At 70.3% G+C, this 15,618-nt stretch carries 26 protein-coding genes; 24 read left to right on the top strand and 2 right to left on the bottom strand.

What is annotated here, in order from left to right:
- The first annotated feature begins 18 nt into the window (after nt 1-18).
- The 22 genes from ACQEVC_RS00130 (at nt 19) to ACQEVC_RS00025 (ending at nt 14,269) form a co-directional block, all read left to right on the top strand.
- Nucleotides 19-879: a hypothetical protein gene (locus ACQEVC_RS00130; protein WP_432872122.1), complete on the top strand. Its 861-nt coding sequence runs from the start codon at nt 19-21 to the stop codon at nt 877-879.
- Nucleotides 880-926: 47 nt separating this feature from the next.
- Complete coding sequence (locus tag ACQEVC_RS00125; RefSeq protein ID WP_432872120.1) at nt 927-1,424, top strand: hypothetical protein; 498 nt, start codon at nt 927-929, stop codon at nt 1,422-1,424.
- 71 nt (nt 1,425-1,495) lie between these two features.
- Nucleotides 1,496-1,909 carry a head decoration protein gene (locus ACQEVC_RS00120; RefSeq protein ID WP_432872119.1) on the top strand — a complete coding sequence of 138 codons (414 nt, stop codon included), beginning with the start codon at nt 1,496-1,498 and terminating at the stop codon, nt 1,907-1,909.
- A gap of 14 nt (nt 1,910-1,923) precedes the next feature.
- The gene (locus tag ACQEVC_RS00115; protein WP_432872117.1) at nt 1,924-2,955 is read left to right on the top strand and encodes a major capsid protein; all 1,032 of its coding nucleotides are present in this window, start codon (nt 1,924-1,926) and stop codon (nt 2,953-2,955) included.
- A 14-nt stretch (nt 2,956-2,969) separates the two neighbouring features.
- On the top strand, nt 2,970-3,329 hold the full coding sequence (locus tag ACQEVC_RS00110; RefSeq protein ID WP_432872115.1) for a hypothetical protein: 360 nt from the start codon (nt 2,970-2,972) through the stop codon (nt 3,327-3,329).
- Nucleotides 3,330-3,389: 60 nt separating this feature from the next.
- Nucleotides 3,390-3,785, top strand: coding sequence for a hypothetical protein (locus ACQEVC_RS00105; protein ID WP_432872113.1), 396 nt, complete (start codon nt 3,390-3,392; stop codon nt 3,783-3,785).
- Entirely contained in the window at nt 3,785-4,183 is a 399-nt protein-coding gene (locus ACQEVC_RS00100; RefSeq protein ID WP_432872111.1) for a DUF6093 family protein, read from the top strand. Before ACQEVC_RS00105 ends, ACQEVC_RS00100 begins: the two co-directional genes overlap by 1 nt.
- Nucleotides 4,184-4,579, top strand: coding sequence for a hypothetical protein (locus ACQEVC_RS00095; RefSeq protein ID WP_432872109.1), 396 nt, complete (start codon nt 4,184-4,186; stop codon nt 4,577-4,579).
- On the top strand, nt 4,576-4,995 hold the full coding sequence (locus ACQEVC_RS00090; protein ID WP_432872107.1) for a hypothetical protein: 420 nt from the start codon (nt 4,576-4,578) through the stop codon (nt 4,993-4,995). The genes ACQEVC_RS00095 and ACQEVC_RS00090 overlap by 4 nt, the downstream gene beginning before the upstream one ends.
- 41 nt (nt 4,996-5,036) lie before the next feature.
- Nucleotides 5,037-5,219 carry a hypothetical protein gene (locus ACQEVC_RS00085; RefSeq protein ID WP_432872105.1) on the top strand — a complete coding sequence of 61 codons (183 nt, stop codon included), beginning with the start codon at nt 5,037-5,039 and terminating at the stop codon, nt 5,217-5,219.
- Nucleotides 5,216-5,722: a hypothetical protein gene (locus tag ACQEVC_RS00080; RefSeq protein ID WP_432872103.1), complete on the top strand. Its 507-nt coding sequence runs from the start codon at nt 5,216-5,218 to the stop codon at nt 5,720-5,722. Before ACQEVC_RS00085 ends, ACQEVC_RS00080 begins: the two co-directional genes overlap by 4 nt.
- A complete protein-coding gene (locus ACQEVC_RS00075) occupies nt 5,719-6,339 on the top strand; it encodes a hypothetical protein (protein ID WP_432872101.1) in 621 nt (206 codons plus the stop codon). Before ACQEVC_RS00080 ends, ACQEVC_RS00075 begins: the two co-directional genes overlap by 4 nt.
- Before the next feature lie 38 nt (nt 6,340-6,377).
- Nucleotides 6,378-6,671, top strand: coding sequence for a hypothetical protein (locus ACQEVC_RS00070; RefSeq protein ID WP_432872099.1), 294 nt, complete (start codon nt 6,378-6,380; stop codon nt 6,669-6,671).
- Nucleotides 6,672-6,674: 3 nt separating this feature from the next.
- Entirely contained in the window at nt 6,675-8,780 is a 2,106-nt protein-coding gene (locus tag ACQEVC_RS00065; RefSeq protein ID WP_432872097.1) for a hypothetical protein, read from the top strand.
- A gap of 12 nt (nt 8,781-8,792) precedes the next feature.
- A complete protein-coding gene (locus ACQEVC_RS00060) occupies nt 8,793-9,569 on the top strand; it encodes a hypothetical protein (protein WP_432872095.1) in 777 nt (258 codons plus the stop codon).
- Nucleotides 9,569-10,672, top strand: a complete 1,104-nt coding sequence (locus ACQEVC_RS00055) for a DUF5047 domain-containing protein (RefSeq protein WP_432872094.1) — start codon at nt 9,569-9,571, stop codon at nt 10,670-10,672. Before ACQEVC_RS00060 ends, ACQEVC_RS00055 begins: the two co-directional genes overlap by 1 nt.
- Nucleotides 10,673-10,674: 2 nt before the next feature.
- A complete protein-coding gene (locus ACQEVC_RS00050) occupies nt 10,675-10,947 on the top strand; it encodes a hypothetical protein (RefSeq protein WP_432872092.1) in 273 nt (90 codons plus the stop codon).
- Between the two features lie 11 nt (nt 10,948-10,958).
- Nucleotides 10,959-11,705: a hypothetical protein gene (locus ACQEVC_RS00045; RefSeq protein WP_432872090.1), complete on the top strand. Its 747-nt coding sequence runs from the start codon at nt 10,959-10,961 to the stop codon at nt 11,703-11,705.
- A 173-nt stretch (nt 11,706-11,878) separates the two neighbouring features.
- Complete coding sequence (locus tag ACQEVC_RS00040; protein ID WP_432872088.1) at nt 11,879-12,637, top strand: GDSL-type esterase/lipase family protein; 759 nt, start codon at nt 11,879-11,881, stop codon at nt 12,635-12,637.
- Complete coding sequence (locus tag ACQEVC_RS00035) at nt 12,637-13,458, top strand: hypothetical protein (protein ID WP_432872086.1); 822 nt, start codon at nt 12,637-12,639, stop codon at nt 13,456-13,458. The genes ACQEVC_RS00040 and ACQEVC_RS00035 overlap by 1 nt, the downstream gene beginning before the upstream one ends.
- A 2-nt stretch (nt 13,459-13,460) precedes the next feature.
- Nucleotides 13,461-13,886, top strand: a complete 426-nt coding sequence (locus tag ACQEVC_RS00030; RefSeq protein ID WP_432872084.1) for a hypothetical protein — start codon at nt 13,461-13,463, stop codon at nt 13,884-13,886.
- Nucleotides 13,883-14,269: a hypothetical protein gene (locus ACQEVC_RS00025; protein WP_432872082.1), complete on the top strand. Its 387-nt coding sequence runs from the start codon at nt 13,883-13,885 to the stop codon at nt 14,267-14,269. Before ACQEVC_RS00030 ends, ACQEVC_RS00025 begins: the two co-directional genes overlap by 4 nt.
- Here the strand turns inward: ACQEVC_RS00025 and ACQEVC_RS00020 are convergent.
- Nucleotides 14,266-14,445, bottom strand: a complete 180-nt coding sequence (locus ACQEVC_RS00020) for a hypothetical protein (RefSeq protein WP_432872080.1) — start codon at nt 14,443-14,445, stop codon at nt 14,266-14,268. The two genes, ACQEVC_RS00025 and ACQEVC_RS00020, sit on opposite strands and share 4 nt — an antisense overlap.
- A gap of 28 nt (nt 14,446-14,473) precedes the next feature.
- On the opposite strand from ACQEVC_RS00020, the gene ACQEVC_RS00015 reads away from it, so the two are divergent.
- Together ACQEVC_RS00015 and ACQEVC_RS00010 are read left to right on the top strand one after the other, a co-directional pair.
- Nucleotides 14,474-14,860 (top strand): hypothetical protein, encoded by a 387-nt coding sequence (locus tag ACQEVC_RS00015; protein WP_432872078.1) that lies wholly within the window; start codon nt 14,474-14,476, stop codon nt 14,858-14,860.
- Nucleotides 14,861-14,910: 50 nt separating this feature from the next.
- On the top strand, nt 14,911-15,270 hold the full coding sequence (locus tag ACQEVC_RS00010) for a hypothetical protein (protein WP_432872076.1): 360 nt from the start codon (nt 14,911-14,913) through the stop codon (nt 15,268-15,270).
- 77 nt (nt 15,271-15,347) lie between these two features.
- Here ACQEVC_RS00010 and ACQEVC_RS00005 read toward each other — a convergent pair.
- Nucleotides 15,348-15,618, bottom strand: a 271-nt coding sequence (locus ACQEVC_RS00005; RefSeq protein ID WP_432872074.1) for a hypothetical protein, incomplete at its 5' end; no start/stop codon positions are given.

Here is a 15,618-nt window from a genome sequence, read left to right as displayed (position 1 = left end):
TACCGCGACCGTGCCCAGTTGACATCGACCGTCGCCGGTGAGGCGGCCCGGTTGTGGCGCCAGGTGGAGCCGGACCGGATCGCGGTGTCGTGGCGGTCGTTGTTGGTCCGACTGCTGTTGGTGCTGGTCGGAGCCCAGCAGGCGGCGGCCGGTCGGGCGGACGGCTACCTGACCGAGGTACTCGACGCGCAGGGCCTGGATCCTGATCCGGTCGGCGGGGTGCGAATCCGGTCCGGGTCCCTGGCCGGGGTCGCGTCGGACGGCCGGGATCTGTCCGGACTCCTGTACCGGCCGGTGGTGACGACGCTGGCCGGGATCGGGGCCGGGGCGACTGTCGACCGGGCCTTGGCCGGCGGCGCCGCGCACCTGGACATGATCGTACGGACCCAGGTGGCGGATGCTGGTCGGGTCGCTGACCAGGTGGCGCTGACGGCGCGGCCGTCGGTGACCGGCTACGTGCGGATGGTCGTCGGCGGAACCTGCTCCCGGTGCATCCTCCTCGCCGGCCAGCGGTACCGGTGGAACACCGGATTCCAACGGCATCCGAACTGCGACTGCGTCCACGTCCCGGCGGCCGAGGACACTGCCGACGACGTACGGACGGACCCCCGTCGTTACTTCGGCAGTCTTGACGCCGCCGAGCAGGACCGGGTGTTCACCAAGGCAGGCGCGGAGGTGATCAGGGACGGCGCCGACATCGGCCAGGTCGTCAACGCCCGACGTGGCATGTATACCGCCGCTGATGGCCGAAAGCTGACCAGGGAAGGTGCCCGTCGCCGCCGGATGGAGCGGCTGATGCCGGAGCAGATCCTCCGCGACGCGGCCGGCAACCGTGACGAGGCGATCCGACTGCTGAGGCAGCACGGGTACCTCATTTGATCTTCCCGCCCCTGGAGGGCGGTGGAAGTACGCCCCAGGAGGGCATCTTGAGCGACACCATCACCGAGACGGTCGACGCCCCGGAGGCGCCCGACGTCGAGGAACGAACCACCGAGGACCCGCGCGTCACGAAGGCCAATCAGGAGGCGGCCCGGTACCGGCGGGAGTTGCGGGAGACGCAGGCCAAGCTCGCCGAGTACGAAAAGGCCCAGCAGCAGAAGGCCGAGGCCGACAAGTCGGAGGCCGAGAGGCGAGCCGCCGCTGAACAGCGTGCCACTGAGGCAGAACTGCGGGCAACCCGACTGGAGGTGGCCCACGAGAAGGGCCTCACCCCGGCCCAGGCCAAACGGCTGGTCGGCGACACCCGGGAAGCGTTGGAGGCGGACGCCGAGGAGATCCTGCGGGACTTCCCGGCAGCGCGGGCCAAGTCGGAACCGAAGGCCCCGAAACCGGACCCGTCGCAGGGTGCCCGGTCGACCGCCCCGACCGCATCCGTGGAGGCGGGGGCGAGCCTTTACCAGCAGAAACACGGCAAGAAGAGTTGACCGCGCGGGCGGGTGTTCCGCGCTGATTCCCGCGCCAGGGCGGCGCGGCATCGCTCGCGAAGGAGACAACGATGAACCTCGCCCCTGTGACCGAGGCGTTCGGCCAGGACGACCAGTCCTGGCTGGGCTCGGAGGAGGGCACGGACCGGGCCATCTCGATCACGCTGGACACCAGCGCGTTCAACGCCGGCCTGCACTACCCCGACGGCTACTTCCGCTCCGGCATCATCCTCGGCCAGATCACCGCCACCGGCCTGTACGGGCCGTATAACGCCGCCGCCGCGGACGGGACGGAGACCGCCGCCGGGCTGCTGCTGTGCGCGGTGGGCGCTCCGTCGGCGACGACCACGGACGTGCAGGGCGCCATGCTCTGGCACGGCCGGGTGCTGCTGTCCAAGTTGCCGATCGCGGAGGGCCTCAACGGCGGTCCGGACGCAGGCGACGCGTACGCGGCCGACCTTCCGCAGATCCGATTCGACGCCTGAGAGGGGTGAGGTAGATGTTCCTGTTCACCGACTACATCACCCCGGCGGAACTGACTGGCTACGTCCGGGAGGCCCTGGCCGACCTGGACCGCAACCGGTTCACCCTGTCCCAGTGGCTGCCCCGGCGGGCGATCGACGACCTGCAGTACCGCTACACCCGGGGCGGGGAAGGGCTGACCGAGGCGGCCACGGTGCGGGCGTACGACGCCGAGTCGCCGATCGGCTCCCGGCCGGGCCTGACCCGGGTCACCGGCGAGCTGCCGCCGATCAGCCGCAAGATCCGGCTGGGCGAGTACGAGCGGCTGCGGCAGCGTCGCGACGAGGCGGGAATCCGCAACGCGATCTTGTCGGACGCGGAGCGGATGGCCCGGGCGGTCGCCGCGCGGCTGGAGCTGTTCCGTGGCGAGGCCCTCTACCGGGGGTCCCTGGTCATCTCCGAGAACGGCGTGGTCGCAACCGTCGACTTCGGCCGGTCCGGCTCGCACACGGTGGCTCCGGCGGTGCTGTGGTCGGTGGTGGCCACCGCGACCCCGCTGGCCGACCTGATCACGTGGCGGGACACCTACATCGCTACCAACGGGGAGGCGCCGGGCGCGATTCTGACCTCCACCACGGTGCTCGGCTACCTGCTGCGCAACGCCGAGATGCGCCAGCTCGCCGCCACCGTGGCGGGCACCCCGAGCATCGTGTCGCAGGCGACCGTGAATGCGGTGTTCGCGGCGTACGGGCTGCCGCCGATCTACATCTACGACGCGCAAGTGCGGGTCGGCACCACGGCGACCCGGGTAATTCCCGCCGACCGGGTGATCCTGCTGCCGGCGCCCGGTTCGCCGGACAACCCTGAGGGCACCGACCTGGGGGCGACCCTGCTCGGCACCACCGCGGAGTCGCTGGAACCCGAGTACGGGCTGTCGGGGGTGGAGCCGGGCATCGTGGCCGGCTCGTACAGCACGAAGGACCCGGTGGCGGTGTGGACGAAGGCCGCCGCGATCGGTCTGCCGATCATGGCCAACCCGGACCTGACGCTCGCCGCCGACGTGGCCTGACCTGAGGAGATGCGATGGCGCGCAAGCTGAACGCCTTCGTCACGGTGCACCGCCGCGACGACAAGGGCGAGCTGACCGGCGAGTCGGTGACCGTCGGCCCGAACGACGACCTGTCGCGGCCGGAGCTGTCCTGGGTCGAGTCGGCGATCACCAATCCGGACGTCTGGGCGGACGCCGCGAAGCCGACCCCGGCTGGCGAGTCCGTCGGGCCCCAGGCGCCGGCCGGCGACGGTCCGCCGCCGAAGGGCGGTGCCGGATCCGGTGCGCCGGAGTGGCGGGCGTACGCGGCCCGCAAGGGTGTCGAGGTGCCCGACGACGCATCCCGGGACGACGTGATCGCGGCGCTGTCCGCGGCCAACGTCCCGACCGAGTAGCAGCTCCGGCCGGCCGGTCACCCTCCCGGCTGCCCGGCCGGACCGACCCTCGGAGGCGTCATGCCTGACCCGCTGTTCACGCTGCCCGAGCTGGACGCCTACACCCAGCAGACCGTGCCGCCGGCAACGGGCGCGCTGGTGCTGGCACTGGTGACCACCCTGATCCGTAACGAGGTCGGCCCGACGGTCTACGACGCGCTCACCGATGTGAGCATGCTCAAGCCGGTCGCCCTCGACGTGGCGAAGCGGATGCTGCTTAATCCGGGCGGCATGCGGTCGAGGTCACGGCAGATCGACGACTACACCGAGACCAACACGTATGCCTCCGAGACGCTGTCCGGCATCGGCCTGACCGACGCCGAGCGGGAGCAGATCCGCGATGCGCTCGGCCTGGGCACGTCGGGCGCGTTCACGATCCGGCCGTACGGCGCTCCGTCCTGGGCCAGGTGCTGTTGATGTCGGCCGCCGAGGTGCTGGCCCGGGGCCGCGAGTTCGCTGCTGAGCTGATGGTCGACACCTGCGAGATCGTTGCCGTCACCGGCACACACACGGACCTGGGCACCGGGCAGGCCGTCGAGGATACCGACGTGGTGTACGCCGGCCCGTGCCGAGTCCAGCAGGCCGACCCGATCGCCCGGGCCGAGATGGTCGGCGAGGCGGACCGACTGATGGTGACCCGGCTGTTGTGGCTGCCGGTGGCCACCTCTGTCGGCGTCCGCGCCGGTCAACGGGTCCAGATCACGGTCTGCCAGTACGACCCGGACGTGGTCGGCCGGCGGTTCGTGGTCCGGGCCGAGTTCGGCAAGACCCACGCGACCGCTCGACGACTGGGGATCGAGGAGGTGACGAGTTAGGTGGACATCAACCTCGACGGCTCCAGCCTCAACCAGCTACGCGCCGACCTGGCCGAGGCGCCCGACAACGCGCACGTCCTCATCCGGGCGGCGGTGCGGTTCACCGCCCACGGCATCCGGGACGCGGCGCGGGGCGCTGCCAGCGGTATCGCCCACGCCCCGGACTACCCGAGGGCGATCACGTACGACACCAAGGATCTCGGTGTCGGGCGGGGCATGACGGCGGAGATCGGTCCGGACAAGGGGCGCCGCCAGGGAGCGTTGGGCAACATCCTGGAGTACGGCACGGTCAACAACCCGCCCTACGCCCACCTGGGCCCGGCTCTGGACCACTGGACCCCGGACTTCGTACGAGGCCTGGAAATCGCCGCTGCGGATGCCCTGGAGGGGAAGTGAGCGACGAGCCGCACGCCGTCGCCATCCTCGACCTGCTCCGCGCTGTCGACGGCCTGGTCGTGTACCCGCCGGCCGACGGTGAGGGCGACGGGCAGATCGTGCCGACCAGCGCGTCCCCGCCGTACGTGGTGGCGTACATCCAGGTCACCTACGCGCTGGGCCCGACGATCGATCTGCTGTCCAGCCGGGCGGTCGCGCGGGTGACCTGTCACAGCGTCGGCCAGACGGACATCGCTGCCCGGGTGGTTGCCAACCGGGTGCGGTCCGCGCTGCTTGACGTCGTGCCAGTTATCGCCGGCCGGAAGCCGTACCCGATCCGCTCCGACGACGGGCAGCCACCCCGCCCCGACGAGTCCACCGGCCGTCTCGTGGTCGACCAGATCGACATCTACCGCTTGGAGTCTTTGCCGGGCTGACCGGCACATCACCTTTGGAGGACGACGTGCCGACTGAGTTCGTGCGCATCCGAGAGACCCGGACCAAGGCAGAGAGCACCGTGTCGCGCCGCCGCGCCGACCAGCTCGTCCAGCGTGGCGGGGTGGAGATTCTCAAGGACGCGAAAGCCGTCGACAACCTCGGTCGACCGCTGCCGCCCACCACTCCCGAGATGACCGCGAAGAGCAAGGAGCAGGCCCGATGACCTCACCGCTGCCCACCTCGGTGCCGTCTGATGGCACCCTCGCTCTCCTGTACGTGGCGAGTTTGACCGACCCGACGGCGCCCAAGCTGACCGAGATAAACGCCGTGACCAGCCAGGAGTTGGACGGCTACATCACCGGCGACGGATGGCAGCCGACCGGGGAGCAGGCTGTGGTTGCTGACGAGCGGATCGCCACCACGCAGACGTTCGAGCAGCCCGGTCGCAAGACCAAGAGCCTGACCGTGGTGTACGTCCACAACCCGGCGGACCCGACCAACAACGAGGCCTACATCACCTTGGCCGAGGGCACCACCGGATATGTCCTGTCCCGCTACGGGGTGCCACGCACGCAGGCGTGGGCGATCGGTGACCTGACCGACGTGTGGCCGATCACCGCAGGTGAGCCGATGAAGAACTGGAACGGCGCGAACTCGGTGCACACGGCGACTCAGCGGCTGTTCGTGACCAACCAGGTGCAGTCGGACGTCGCGGTCGTCGCATGACCAACGCTGACGAGGTTCTGCTGGGCGCCCGGCTGCCAGAGGAGACCGTGCCGGTGTGCACCCGGGGCGACTTGATCAACGAGTTCCGGCGCCTGGACCGCGAACTGGCGCAGGCCCAGGTGCAGGCGGCGGCGGACCCGCGCATCGCCGGCAGTGGCACCGCCGACCTGCGGGCCCGGGTCGATGAGTTGCGGCAGCAGATCGAGGCGGCCACGGTCCAGTTCAGGTTGCGGGCCTTGCAGCCGAAGAGGTGGCGTGACCTGGTTGACGAGCACCCTCCCCGCAAGTTGGCGGACGGGTCGATCCACCAGGACGACCGGGGCCCGCAGGTCAACAACGAGACGTTCTTCCCGGCGCTGATCCGGCTGTCGACGGTCGAGCCGGTTCTGCGTGAGGAGACGTGGGCGGCGCTGCTCGACTCCGAGCAGGAACTGATCAACGTGCAGCAGTTCCTTAGGCTGGGCCGCACCTGCTGGGACCTGAACAAGGAAGAGCCCGACGTCCCTTTCTCGTTCGCCGGCTGGCTGAGGACGCGGGACTCCGCCAGCGGGTCGGTCTCGCCCGAACCCTCGGCATCTCCCTCCGCCGACTCGACGGCTGGGAGCCCGAACGAGTAACCGAGTACCGGCATGAGGGTGGCAAGCTGGCCCGGTCGGTGACCACCACGGAGTCGGAGTGGACTCCGGGCGAGGTGGCGTGGATGACCGCGCTGGCGGCCTACGAGGCGGGCCAGTGCCCCCGCTGCCGGGGCGTGCTGGAGGAAACGACTGACCCGGGCAGGGACTTCAACAACCCGTTCGCCACCGCCGTCTACCTGCCGGCACCCGGCTACCCCCGGCAGTGCCACTGCTGCGCGGCGATCGACCGGTCGGAGCAGCAGACGCGCACCCAGAACCCGCAGCATCCGGCCGCGATCCTCCACGCCGTTCAGCTCGTACCGAGGGGGTGACCCGTGGCCCGCACCGTCAAGGTCGGCCTCGACGTCGATGAAGCCCCGTACGTACGCGGCGTGGGGCGGGCGGAGAAGGCGACCGCGAAGCTGGATGACGCGGTCGAGTCGGCCGGCGGTTCGGCGAAGGAAACCGCTGCCGGGATGGGCAAGGCGTCCGAGTCGATCAGTGATGTCGGCAAGTCAGCTCGGGGCGCCGGCAGGGAGCTGACCGGCCTGCGTCGGGATGCCGCGATTCTGGACCGCCAGATCACGGACACGGCCCGCGGCGTGCGGGACCTGGCCCGGGAAATCTCCCGCACCGCCGACGCCGCTGAGCGCGCCAAGCTGACCGAGAAGCTGAAGGTCGAGCGCGGCAAGCAACGGGGCCTCACCGATCTTCGGAACCTGATCGATGCCGACGAGGCGGCGAAAGGCTTCAGTACCGAGTTCGCCACCAAGATCGGACCGCTGATCGCTCGGGCGCCGATCAGCGTCGGCCCCATTGGCGCAGCCATTGCTCTCCCGATCGCTGCCGAGGTCGCCACGGTGCTGGGCGCGGCGGTCGCCGCCGGCATCACGGGCGGCGCCGGCATCGGCGGGGTGATCGGCGGGGTCACGATCGCCGCGAAGCACTCTGCGGTCAAGTCAGCGGCGGAGTCCCTGGGCAGCGAGTTCGAGAACCGGCTCCAGTCGGCGGCGGTCAGTTTCGTCCCGGCGACGCTGTCCGGGATCTCTGTGATCCGGAACAAGCTCGCCGAGGTCGAGGGTGACCTGGAGTCCATCTTCAGCAACTCCGCCCGGTTTGTCGTGCCGCTGGCGGAAGGCGGCGGTACGGGCATTCAGGAGATCGTCACCGGAGCTCGCGAGCTGGTCGAGGTGGCCGGCCCGGCTGTCGACGCGATCTCGGAGGGCCTGGCCGAGTTGGGCAGCGCGGCCCGGGACGGGATGGAGTCCCTGACCGACAACTCCGAGAGCGGTGCTCGCGCCCTGACGCTGGTCTTCGAGGTTGTCGAGACCGGCATCCGGATGGTCTTTGGCCTGATCAACGTCCTGGCCGAGCTGTACGAGGTGATGGAGTTCGGCAACGGCCTCTTCGAGTGGTTCAGCCGGGCCAACGACGAAGGTGGCAAGAAGAGTGAGGAGTTCGCTGGCGAGCTGGCCAACCTGATGAACGGCTTCCGGGAGACGTCGACCGAGGCAGAGGACGCCGCCCGCGCGGTCCAGCAGTACGCCGAGGCGCTCGACCTGATCGTCGACCAGAACCTGTCCGCTGCCGAGGCGAACCTCCGCTACCGGGAGACCTTAAAAGAGGCCCGGGACGAGATCGACAAGAAGCGGAAGGTCTCCGCGGCTGAGGAGGAGCAGCTTCTCAGCCTCGCCCGGTCATCGAACACCTTGACCGACGCACTGGAGGCGCAGGGTGCGTCCACGAAGACGCTGTCGGAGCGCAGCCGGGAGGCCCGTAGCGACTTCGTCGCGACCGCGATGCGGATGGGCTACACCCGGGAGCAGGCGCGGCTACTCGCCGATCAGTACCTGAAGGTGCCGCGCAGGGTACCCACCACGGTCACCGCCGATACGGAGCAGGCCGCCGCTAACCTGCGGGCGATCATCGCCCTGTCGGCACAGATCAAATCCAAGCGGGTCGTCATCACCACGGTCAACAACCAGGTGGTGACTCGCAGCGAAGGCCGCAACGTCCCGATCGGAAGCGGTGTCGGCGGCCGGCGCTGGGGCGGCATCGACTACGCCATGGCCGGCGGCGGCATGATCGAGGCACATTTCGCCACCTCGCCGACGGTGCTGTACGGGGAGCGGGAGACCCGCGGCGAGGCGTACATCCCGCGTGACGGTGACACCGCCCGGTCTCGGATGATCGCGCAGACGGTGGTCGAGGAGTGGCTCGGTGGCCGGGTGGCCTGGCCGGCATCCGGCGGACCTGGTCCGGTTACGGCCCCGTTCATGGGCAGCGCAGCGCCCGTACAGGCTCAGCAGCCTACTCAGTCAGGTGGGATGACGCTGCGGCTGGTGGTCCAGGACGGCGCCGTGCAGGGCCTGGTCCGGGTTGAGGTCGACGAAGCGTTCGGCTCTCTGGCTGACGCCACCATCTACCAGACCGCCGAGTGACGGGAGGGGCCGGTGCCGACAACCCTTGTCGCGACGCCAGAGCCGGGCAACACCCCGCCACGGGTCCTGCTGGAGCTGGAGTACACCGGGCAGACCGAGGCGACGGTGTCCCGGCTGGACCCGGACGGCCGTACCCGCCTGGTGCGGCTCGCCGATCCGGCGACGCTGTCGGGCGGACTGTGGACCGGCTACGACTACGAGAGCTGGCTCAACGGCGAGGCCGTCTACACGGCGATCACGGCCGGCGGGTCGGTCACCTCCACCCCGGTCACCCTGACCGCTGACCGGCCGTGGCTACGACACCCCGGGGTGCCGTCGCTGTCTATCCCGATCGAACCGGTCGGGCCGCTTGCCGACCGGGTCCGCCCGGTCAACCAGGCGGTCTTGCAGCCACTGGGCCGGCGGGAGCCGATCGTCGTCACCGACGCGCGCCGCAAGTCGATCCGGTCGACGCTGCGACTGCGAACGGAGACAGCGGACGAGGCTGCCGCCCTGGTCGGCATTACCGATGACGCGTCGATCCTCCTGCTGGACGCTGACGCCGATTGGGGACTCGGCATCACGCACGCCTACCTGGCGCTCGGCGACCTGGAGGAGACCTCGTTCCGCGACGACTACGGACCTCACCCGTGGCGGACCTGGTCAGCGCCGTACGTGGTGGTGGGCAGGCCTGCGGGCGGACTGCAGTCGGAACGCACCTACGCCGACGTGCTGGCCGAACACGCCACCTACGCCGATGTGCTGGCTGCGTACGACACCTACTCCGACCTGCTTCTCGGGACGTCCTGATGTACCCGGTCAGCAGCGTGTTCGGGCACGCCCTGAGGGAGGCGCACACCCTCGCCGTCCGGGTCGACGCCTGGTACGACGGGGCTCTCCTGATCGAGGATCTACCGCTCGACGAGGGCAGCGCCGGCCAGGTGACGATCCAGGCTGGGACGGGTGTCCGCCGGCAGCTCGACCTCACGATCACCGACGCGGGTCTGTGGGACGACCTGGACGTCACCGGCGTTGAGCTACGGCCCTACCGCGGCGTCCGGTATCCGTCCGGTGCGACGGAACTGGTGCCGCTCGGGGTGTTCGGCCTGGACGAGCAGTCGATGTCGGTGGGCCCTGACGGCGGGATCAGGATCCGGACCGCCCCGGACCGGTGGGCTCGGGTGCAGCGGGCGAAGTTCGAGACGCCAGCGTCGAGCCAGGTTGGCGACCTTGTTGTGGACGAGATAGTGCGACTGGTGACCGACGCGGTCTCCGGCGTCGCGGTGTCCGTCCTGGCCACCTCGACGGCGACGGTCGGGGCGCTGGTCTGGGACCGGGATCGGGACAAGGCGATCGTCGACCTGGCGACGTCGATCGGTGCTGAGGCGTACTTCGACAACGACGGAACCCTGGTGGTCCGGGATGCGCCGCTGTTGTCGCAGCCGTCGGTGTGGACGGTCGATGCCTCCCCGTCCGGGGTGCTGCTCGGCGGTGACCTGCGCCGGGACCGGTCCCGCACCTACAACGTCGTGGTGGTCAGCGACGCCCGCACCGACGGCAGTACGCCGTTCGCCCCGCAGGTGATCGAGGACGACGACCCGGCCAGCCCGACCTACGTCGGCGGCCCATTCGGCAGGGTCCCGTACTTCTGGAGCAGCCCGGTAGTCACGTCGGCGCCACAGGCCGTCGTCGCCGGCACGACCATCCTCAACAGGGTTAGGGCCGTCAACGCCCAGCTCAACGTGGATGCGGTGGTGCACCCAGGCCTCGACCGCGGCGACGTCATCACCGTGCTCACCTCCTCCGGCCGGGTCGAGCAGCACCTGGTCGACGCGGTGACAGTGCCGCTGACCGTCGGCGGCGTTCAGTCGATCACCACCCGGTCGTCGCGGCCGGACGGGGCCGAGGGGTAGCCGTGCGCCGTGAGATCCGCCGGGCCGCCGCCGAGTTGCTGCGGGACCGGCCACCGCAGGGCGCTCCGGCGTCATGGATGGAGCAGGCCACGGTCGTCGCCGTCGCGCCCGGTGCGGCATCCGACGGCAACGCCCTGCTGACCGTCGAGTGGCGTGGCGCTGAGGTCGATGCCGCTTATGGCGCCAAATACACACCGACCGTCGGTGACACCGTCCTCGTCGTCGTTCAGCCGCCGTCTCTGCTGGTCGTGGACCAGGTCATCGGCACACCGTAGGAGGTCACAAGGTGGGCACCACACCGATTCACGGGTTGCCGTATCCCGACCTGTCGGATGCGCCGAACGTGCCGGCGGATGTCAGTGCGCTCGCCACCGCCGTCGACACGCTGCTCGCCCAGTACAGCGACGCCGCCGATGTGCAGGTGTTCGCCGCCGACGGGACGTGGACGAAACCGGCCGGCGCGCGGACGGTATGGGTGCGGGTCCAAGCCGGCGGCGCCGGAGCGGGAGCTGTCGTCGGCGCGGCTGGGACGACCGCTGGTGCGTCCGGAGGCGGCGGGGCCGGGGGCTACTGCGAGAGCGTCTACGACGCGGCTGATCTGGGGTCGTCGGAGGCGGTGACAGTCGGCGCGGGCGGTGTCGGCGGCGGGGTCGGTGCCGGCGGTACTGGCGGCGACAGCACGTTCGATTTGATGACCGCGACTGGGGGGACGTCGAGCGCGGCGGTGACGGCGACGACGGGCAGCACGGTCGGGGTCGGTGGTGCCGGTGGGGGCGCGACCGGCGGGAACGTCTGCAACGTTCCGGGCGGCTCTGGTGGCTACGGGAGAACCCTGTCCGTCCAGAACATTTTCGGCAACCACGGCGGCGACAGCGTGTGCGGCCACGGTGGAGCGCCGTCGCCCGGTACCGGCGGTGTCGGCCTGGTCGGTACCGGCTACGGCGCCGGCGGCGGCGGGGCGTTCGGGTCCACGACCACCCGGGCGGGCGGGGCGGGCAGTCCCGGCCTCGTTGTCGTCGTGACCCTCTTCTGATCTATCGCGGGCTCGGGTACACGTTCGGCGCCGCCGGCCCTTCGGCCGGGAGTGGCGGCGGATCGGCCTGGTAGCTGTCACATGATCCGCCGCTGACTGCGAGCGCGGCGATGACGACGGCGATGAACCTGCGAATCCGCATTCAAGATCCTCCGAAAACGCTGGGAGCTGCGATGATTCCTCACGTCCGCAAGGCGCTGGTATCGGCTGTCGCCATCGCGACACTGCTGCTGACGACCGAGCCGGCCACCGCGGCGAGCGTGGTGCCGCCACCCGGCCCCGGCGCGTACGGTTCCGGCACCCTCGGCGACTGGACGATCGGCTCGCACGCCGTGTCCAGCCCGGTCCGGATCCAGGAGGCCGTCGACACCGGCGGTGTGTGGCTGCTCGGCGACAGCATCACCGTGGCAACGTACAGCGATTTCGGTACCCGGCTGCATGCGGCGACGGGTCAGGTCATCGCGGTCGACGGCAAGAGCGGCAGGCCAACCCCGCCAACGATCGACGTGCTGGAGCAGTGGGCGTCCACCTACGGCCTGCCGCCGGTCGTCATCATCGCGTCAGGCGCCAACGACATCTTCGGGCCGGTCGGGCCCACCAGCATCGCCGCGCAGATCGACCGGGCCGCCTCAATCGTCGGGCCGGACACCGCCCTGATCTGGGTGGAGACGCACATCAGCCGGTGGCTCCAGCCTGGCTACATCCAGGTCAACGACCAGCGCAACACGGGCTGGATCAACGGCGTGATCTGGGAGGCCACGGCCCGCCACGACAACCTCAGCGTCGTGGCGTGGGAGCGGTACATCAGCATCGTCCCCGACCGAGTCCGCGCCTATCTCTCCGACGGCGTGCACCTGGACCCAGCCGACGGGATGGTCGCTCGAAACTCGCTGATGGTGCAGGCCGTCCAGGCGGCGATGGCGGCCGGCTGATGGCCACGGTCGCGAAGCCGAAGCACAAGGAGGCCAGGGCCCTCTACCTGGAGCACCTCGACCTGCACCCTGGCCGCACCGTCGGGAACGACCTCGACCCGCTGGAAGCTGGCATCGTCGGCGACTCCCGGCACGGCAGCGGCTACCACATCAGCCGTGCAGACAACGACTCCGGCGACTACTCGGTCGACGAGTCACCCCGGGACCGCCGCGGTCGATCCGACTACGCGTCGGCGATGGACATCGGCTACTTCAAGGTCACCACCGACCGCGGCACCTTCGACCTGTACGACTACAACCGCTGGCTTGTCGGGCTCTGCCGCTCGGGAGATTCGGACACCGCTGATCTGCGAGAGGTCATCTACTCCCTGGACGGGACCACGGTCCGCCGCTGGGACCGGCTCGGGAAGCGGTCGACCGGCGACAGCTCGCACCGCACCCACACCCATCTGAGCGAGTTCCGAGACGCCGATGGCCGGCGCATGGTCGCGCTGGCCCGCCGCTGGCTACAGCTCATCGGACTGATCGACACGGAGGACGACGACATGACCGACGACGACCGAAAGAAGCTGAACGCGATCTACTCGGCGGTGTTCCTCGGCGGCCCGTCCTGCGGGTTCGAGACCGACCCGGGCAACGGCCGCGGTTCGGCGAACAGCCTGGTGAACAAGGCCGACGAGCTGCTGAACCGGACGGCTGCGCCGAGGCCCGTCGCGGTGGATGCCAGCGCCGTGGCTGTCGCGCTGGCCGGCAACACCACGTTCATCGGCGCACTGGCCAAGGCCGTCAACGACGACGCCGCGAAGCGGATGCAGAGCTGACCGTGCGCCGCATCCTGGTCGTCGGCCGGAATCCGTTCGAGGCGGCCGTCCTCGCCGCGTCGGCGGTCGCCGGAGCGTCCCTGATCGCCGCCGGCCAGCGGCCCCGGTCGGTGGCCGAGGCAATGCCGCCGCTGCTCCAGGACACCTGGGAGATCGCCCTCGTCCTGGCCGGAGTGGTCGGCCTGGTCGGCATCTACTGGCCGGGGCCGCCGCTGGTCGGGGTGGGTTCGGAGTTGAGCGCGCTGGTGGTGCTCGGGACGGCGACGACGATGTACGCCATCGCACTGTTCGCCATCTCCGGCTGGCAGGCGCTGGCGGCCGGGGCATTCATCACGGCGATCGGGGTGGCGTCCTGGTGGCGGACCGCGCTGATCGTCCGCGACCTGCGCAGACTCGCCCGGCACCATGACGCGACGGAGGGGTCATGAGCGCGGCGTCTCCGGCGTGGTTGCAGATCCTGTTGTCTGCCCTCGGCATGCTCGGCGGCACGGGTGGGGTGGTCGCCGCGGCAATGGTGCTGGTGCAGCGGCGCAAGCTGAAGGCGGACACCGCCGATGTGCTGACGGACACCGCGCTGACGCTGGTCAAGCCGCTGCGGGAAAGGGTCGCCGAGCTGGAGACCGAGGCTGACGACGCCCGACGAAAGGTGGCTGCGACGAACGGCGAGCTGGACCGGCTGAAGGATTCGGTGCGGGACCTGACCAGGATGCTGCTCAGGCTCCGTACGGAGATCCTGTCTCCGGACGCTGACCTGGCTCGGCTGCGGGATCTGGTGCGTTCGGCGCCTGGGGACCTGAACCGTCGGGGCTAGGCCGCCGCCTCAGTGGTGAACTCGCCGTGTTCGGTGGGCGCCTTGGCCGGGTCGTTGACCAGCACCACCCAGATGCCGGAGCCGTCCATCCGCTGCTCCAGCCGCACCATCGCCAGCAGCCTGCCGTCGGGCGAGTACAGCCGTGCGGCCTCTCTGAGCTGCGGGATCCCTGGCACGCCCGACACCGTACCGAAGGAGCTTGACGTGCTCGTCAACTTGACCCCGCATCCGATCCGTATTTACGGCTGGGACGTGCCCGACCGGTTCAACCTTGGCGACCACGAGCCGCAGATGGTGATCGAGCCATCCGGCACCGTGGCCCGCATTGGAGAGATCGAACTCGGCACCCAGTATCTCCAGGACTGCCCGACGTCGGTGGAGTTCGTCGAGTATCGCCACGCGAACGGGTTGCCACCCCGGCCGGAGAAGGGGTCCCCGGAGTGGGAGAACCCGACGACCTGGTACGTGGTGTCGCTGGCCCTGGCGCTCGCTCAGGCCGGCCACCGTACCGATCTGCTGGCCCCATTTCGCGAGGTCCGTGACCTGTCCGGCACGGTCATCGGCTGCCGGTCCCTAGCGCACCCGGTCTGAACAGCCGACCCCGGGGGCCCGGGGTCGGTCCACCGATCAAGGAGATCACCATGAAGCTATGGGGTCGCGAGCCGGCGCTGGTCATCGGCGCCATCGGCGCGCTGCTCACCGTCCTGGCCTCGCTGAACATGCCCGGCATCGACGCCGGAGCCGCGGCAGCCATCACCGCGTTCGCGTCGGCGGTCATCATCGCCTTCACCACCCGGCCCATCGCTCCGGCGCTGTTCACCGGCGTGGTCGCGGCGGGTGCGGCGCTGATCGCCGAGTACGGGTACAACGTCTCCGACGGCACGGTGGCCGCGATCTCCGGAGCGGTGCTGGCCGGGTTCGCCCTGTTCGGCATCCGCCCGCAGGTGGTGCCGGCCGCCGAGGTGGGCCGGCCCGCCGGGACGATGCCGCGCCTGCGGTAGCCCTAACCTGTCTCCAACGCGGCGCGCCCGCTACCTGGCTTCGGCCGGGCGGCGGGCGCGCTTCTCTGTGTCTGGGGTCAGATCACGACCATCAGCCAGCAGGCGCCGACGATCGCGAGGACGGCGACCGCCCAGGTCAGCACGGTCCGGGTCGACGTCACCCGCTCGGCCTGCACGCCACCTCGGACGATCGTGAGACGCACCGCCAGCCAACCGCGGTGCATGGTCGCTCCAGTGCCAGGCGTCACCCAGTCGATCGTCCATCCCTCGGCGTGAGCCTGCGCCAGGACCTGGTCGAGAGTGCCGGGGATCCGTACTGCCCGCTGCCCGCCACCGCCGAGGTTGCCG

This window comes from Plantactinospora sp. CA-294935 (genome assembly GCF_050936445.1).
Taxonomy (GTDB): domain Bacteria; phylum Actinomycetota; class Actinomycetes; order Mycobacteriales; family Micromonosporaceae; genus Plantactinospora.
The sequence above is the reverse complement of the archived record's forward strand: the minus strand, read 5'-3'. Positions and strand labels throughout refer to the sequence as shown.

Bases quoted from the DNA above. Each gene is read 5' to 3' on its own strand.
- ACQEVC_RS00120 (WP_432872119.1), top strand. From the start codon at position 1,496: ATGAACCTCGCCCCTGTGACCGAGGCGTTCGGCCAGGACGACCAGTCC.
- ACQEVC_RS00115 (WP_432872117.1), top strand. From the start codon at position 1,924: ATGTTCCTGTTCACCGACTACATCACCCCGGCGGAACTGACTGGCTAC.
- ACQEVC_RS00110 (WP_432872115.1), top strand. From the start codon at position 2,970: ATGGCGCGCAAGCTGAACGCCTTCGTCACGGTGCACCGCCGCGACGAC.
- ACQEVC_RS00105 (WP_432872113.1), top strand. From the start codon at position 3,390: ATGCCTGACCCGCTGTTCACGCTGCCCGAGCTGGACGCCTACACCCAG.
- ACQEVC_RS00100 (WP_432872111.1), top strand. From the start codon at position 3,785: ATGTCGGCCGCCGAGGTGCTGGCCCGGGGCCGCGAGTTCGCTGCTGAG.
- ACQEVC_RS00080 (WP_432872103.1), top strand. From the start codon at position 5,216: ATGACCTCACCGCTGCCCACCTCGGTGCCGTCTGATGGCACCCTCGCT.
- ACQEVC_RS00075 (WP_432872101.1), top strand. From the start codon at position 5,719: ATGACCAACGCTGACGAGGTTCTGCTGGGCGCCCGGCTGCCAGAGGAG.
- ACQEVC_RS00055 (WP_432872094.1), top strand. From the start codon at position 9,569: ATGTACCCGGTCAGCAGCGTGTTCGGGCACGCCCTGAGGGAGGCGCAC.
- ACQEVC_RS00040 (WP_432872088.1), top strand. From the start codon at position 11,879: ATGATTCCTCACGTCCGCAAGGCGCTGGTATCGGCTGTCGCCATCGCG.
- ACQEVC_RS00035 (WP_432872086.1), top strand. From the start codon at position 12,637: ATGGCCACGGTCGCGAAGCCGAAGCACAAGGAGGCCAGGGCCCTCTAC.
- ACQEVC_RS00025 (WP_432872082.1), top strand. From the start codon at position 13,883: ATGAGCGCGGCGTCTCCGGCGTGGTTGCAGATCCTGTTGTCTGCCCTC.
- ACQEVC_RS00010 (WP_432872076.1), top strand. From the start codon at position 14,911: ATGAAGCTATGGGGTCGCGAGCCGGCGCTGGTCATCGGCGCCATCGGC.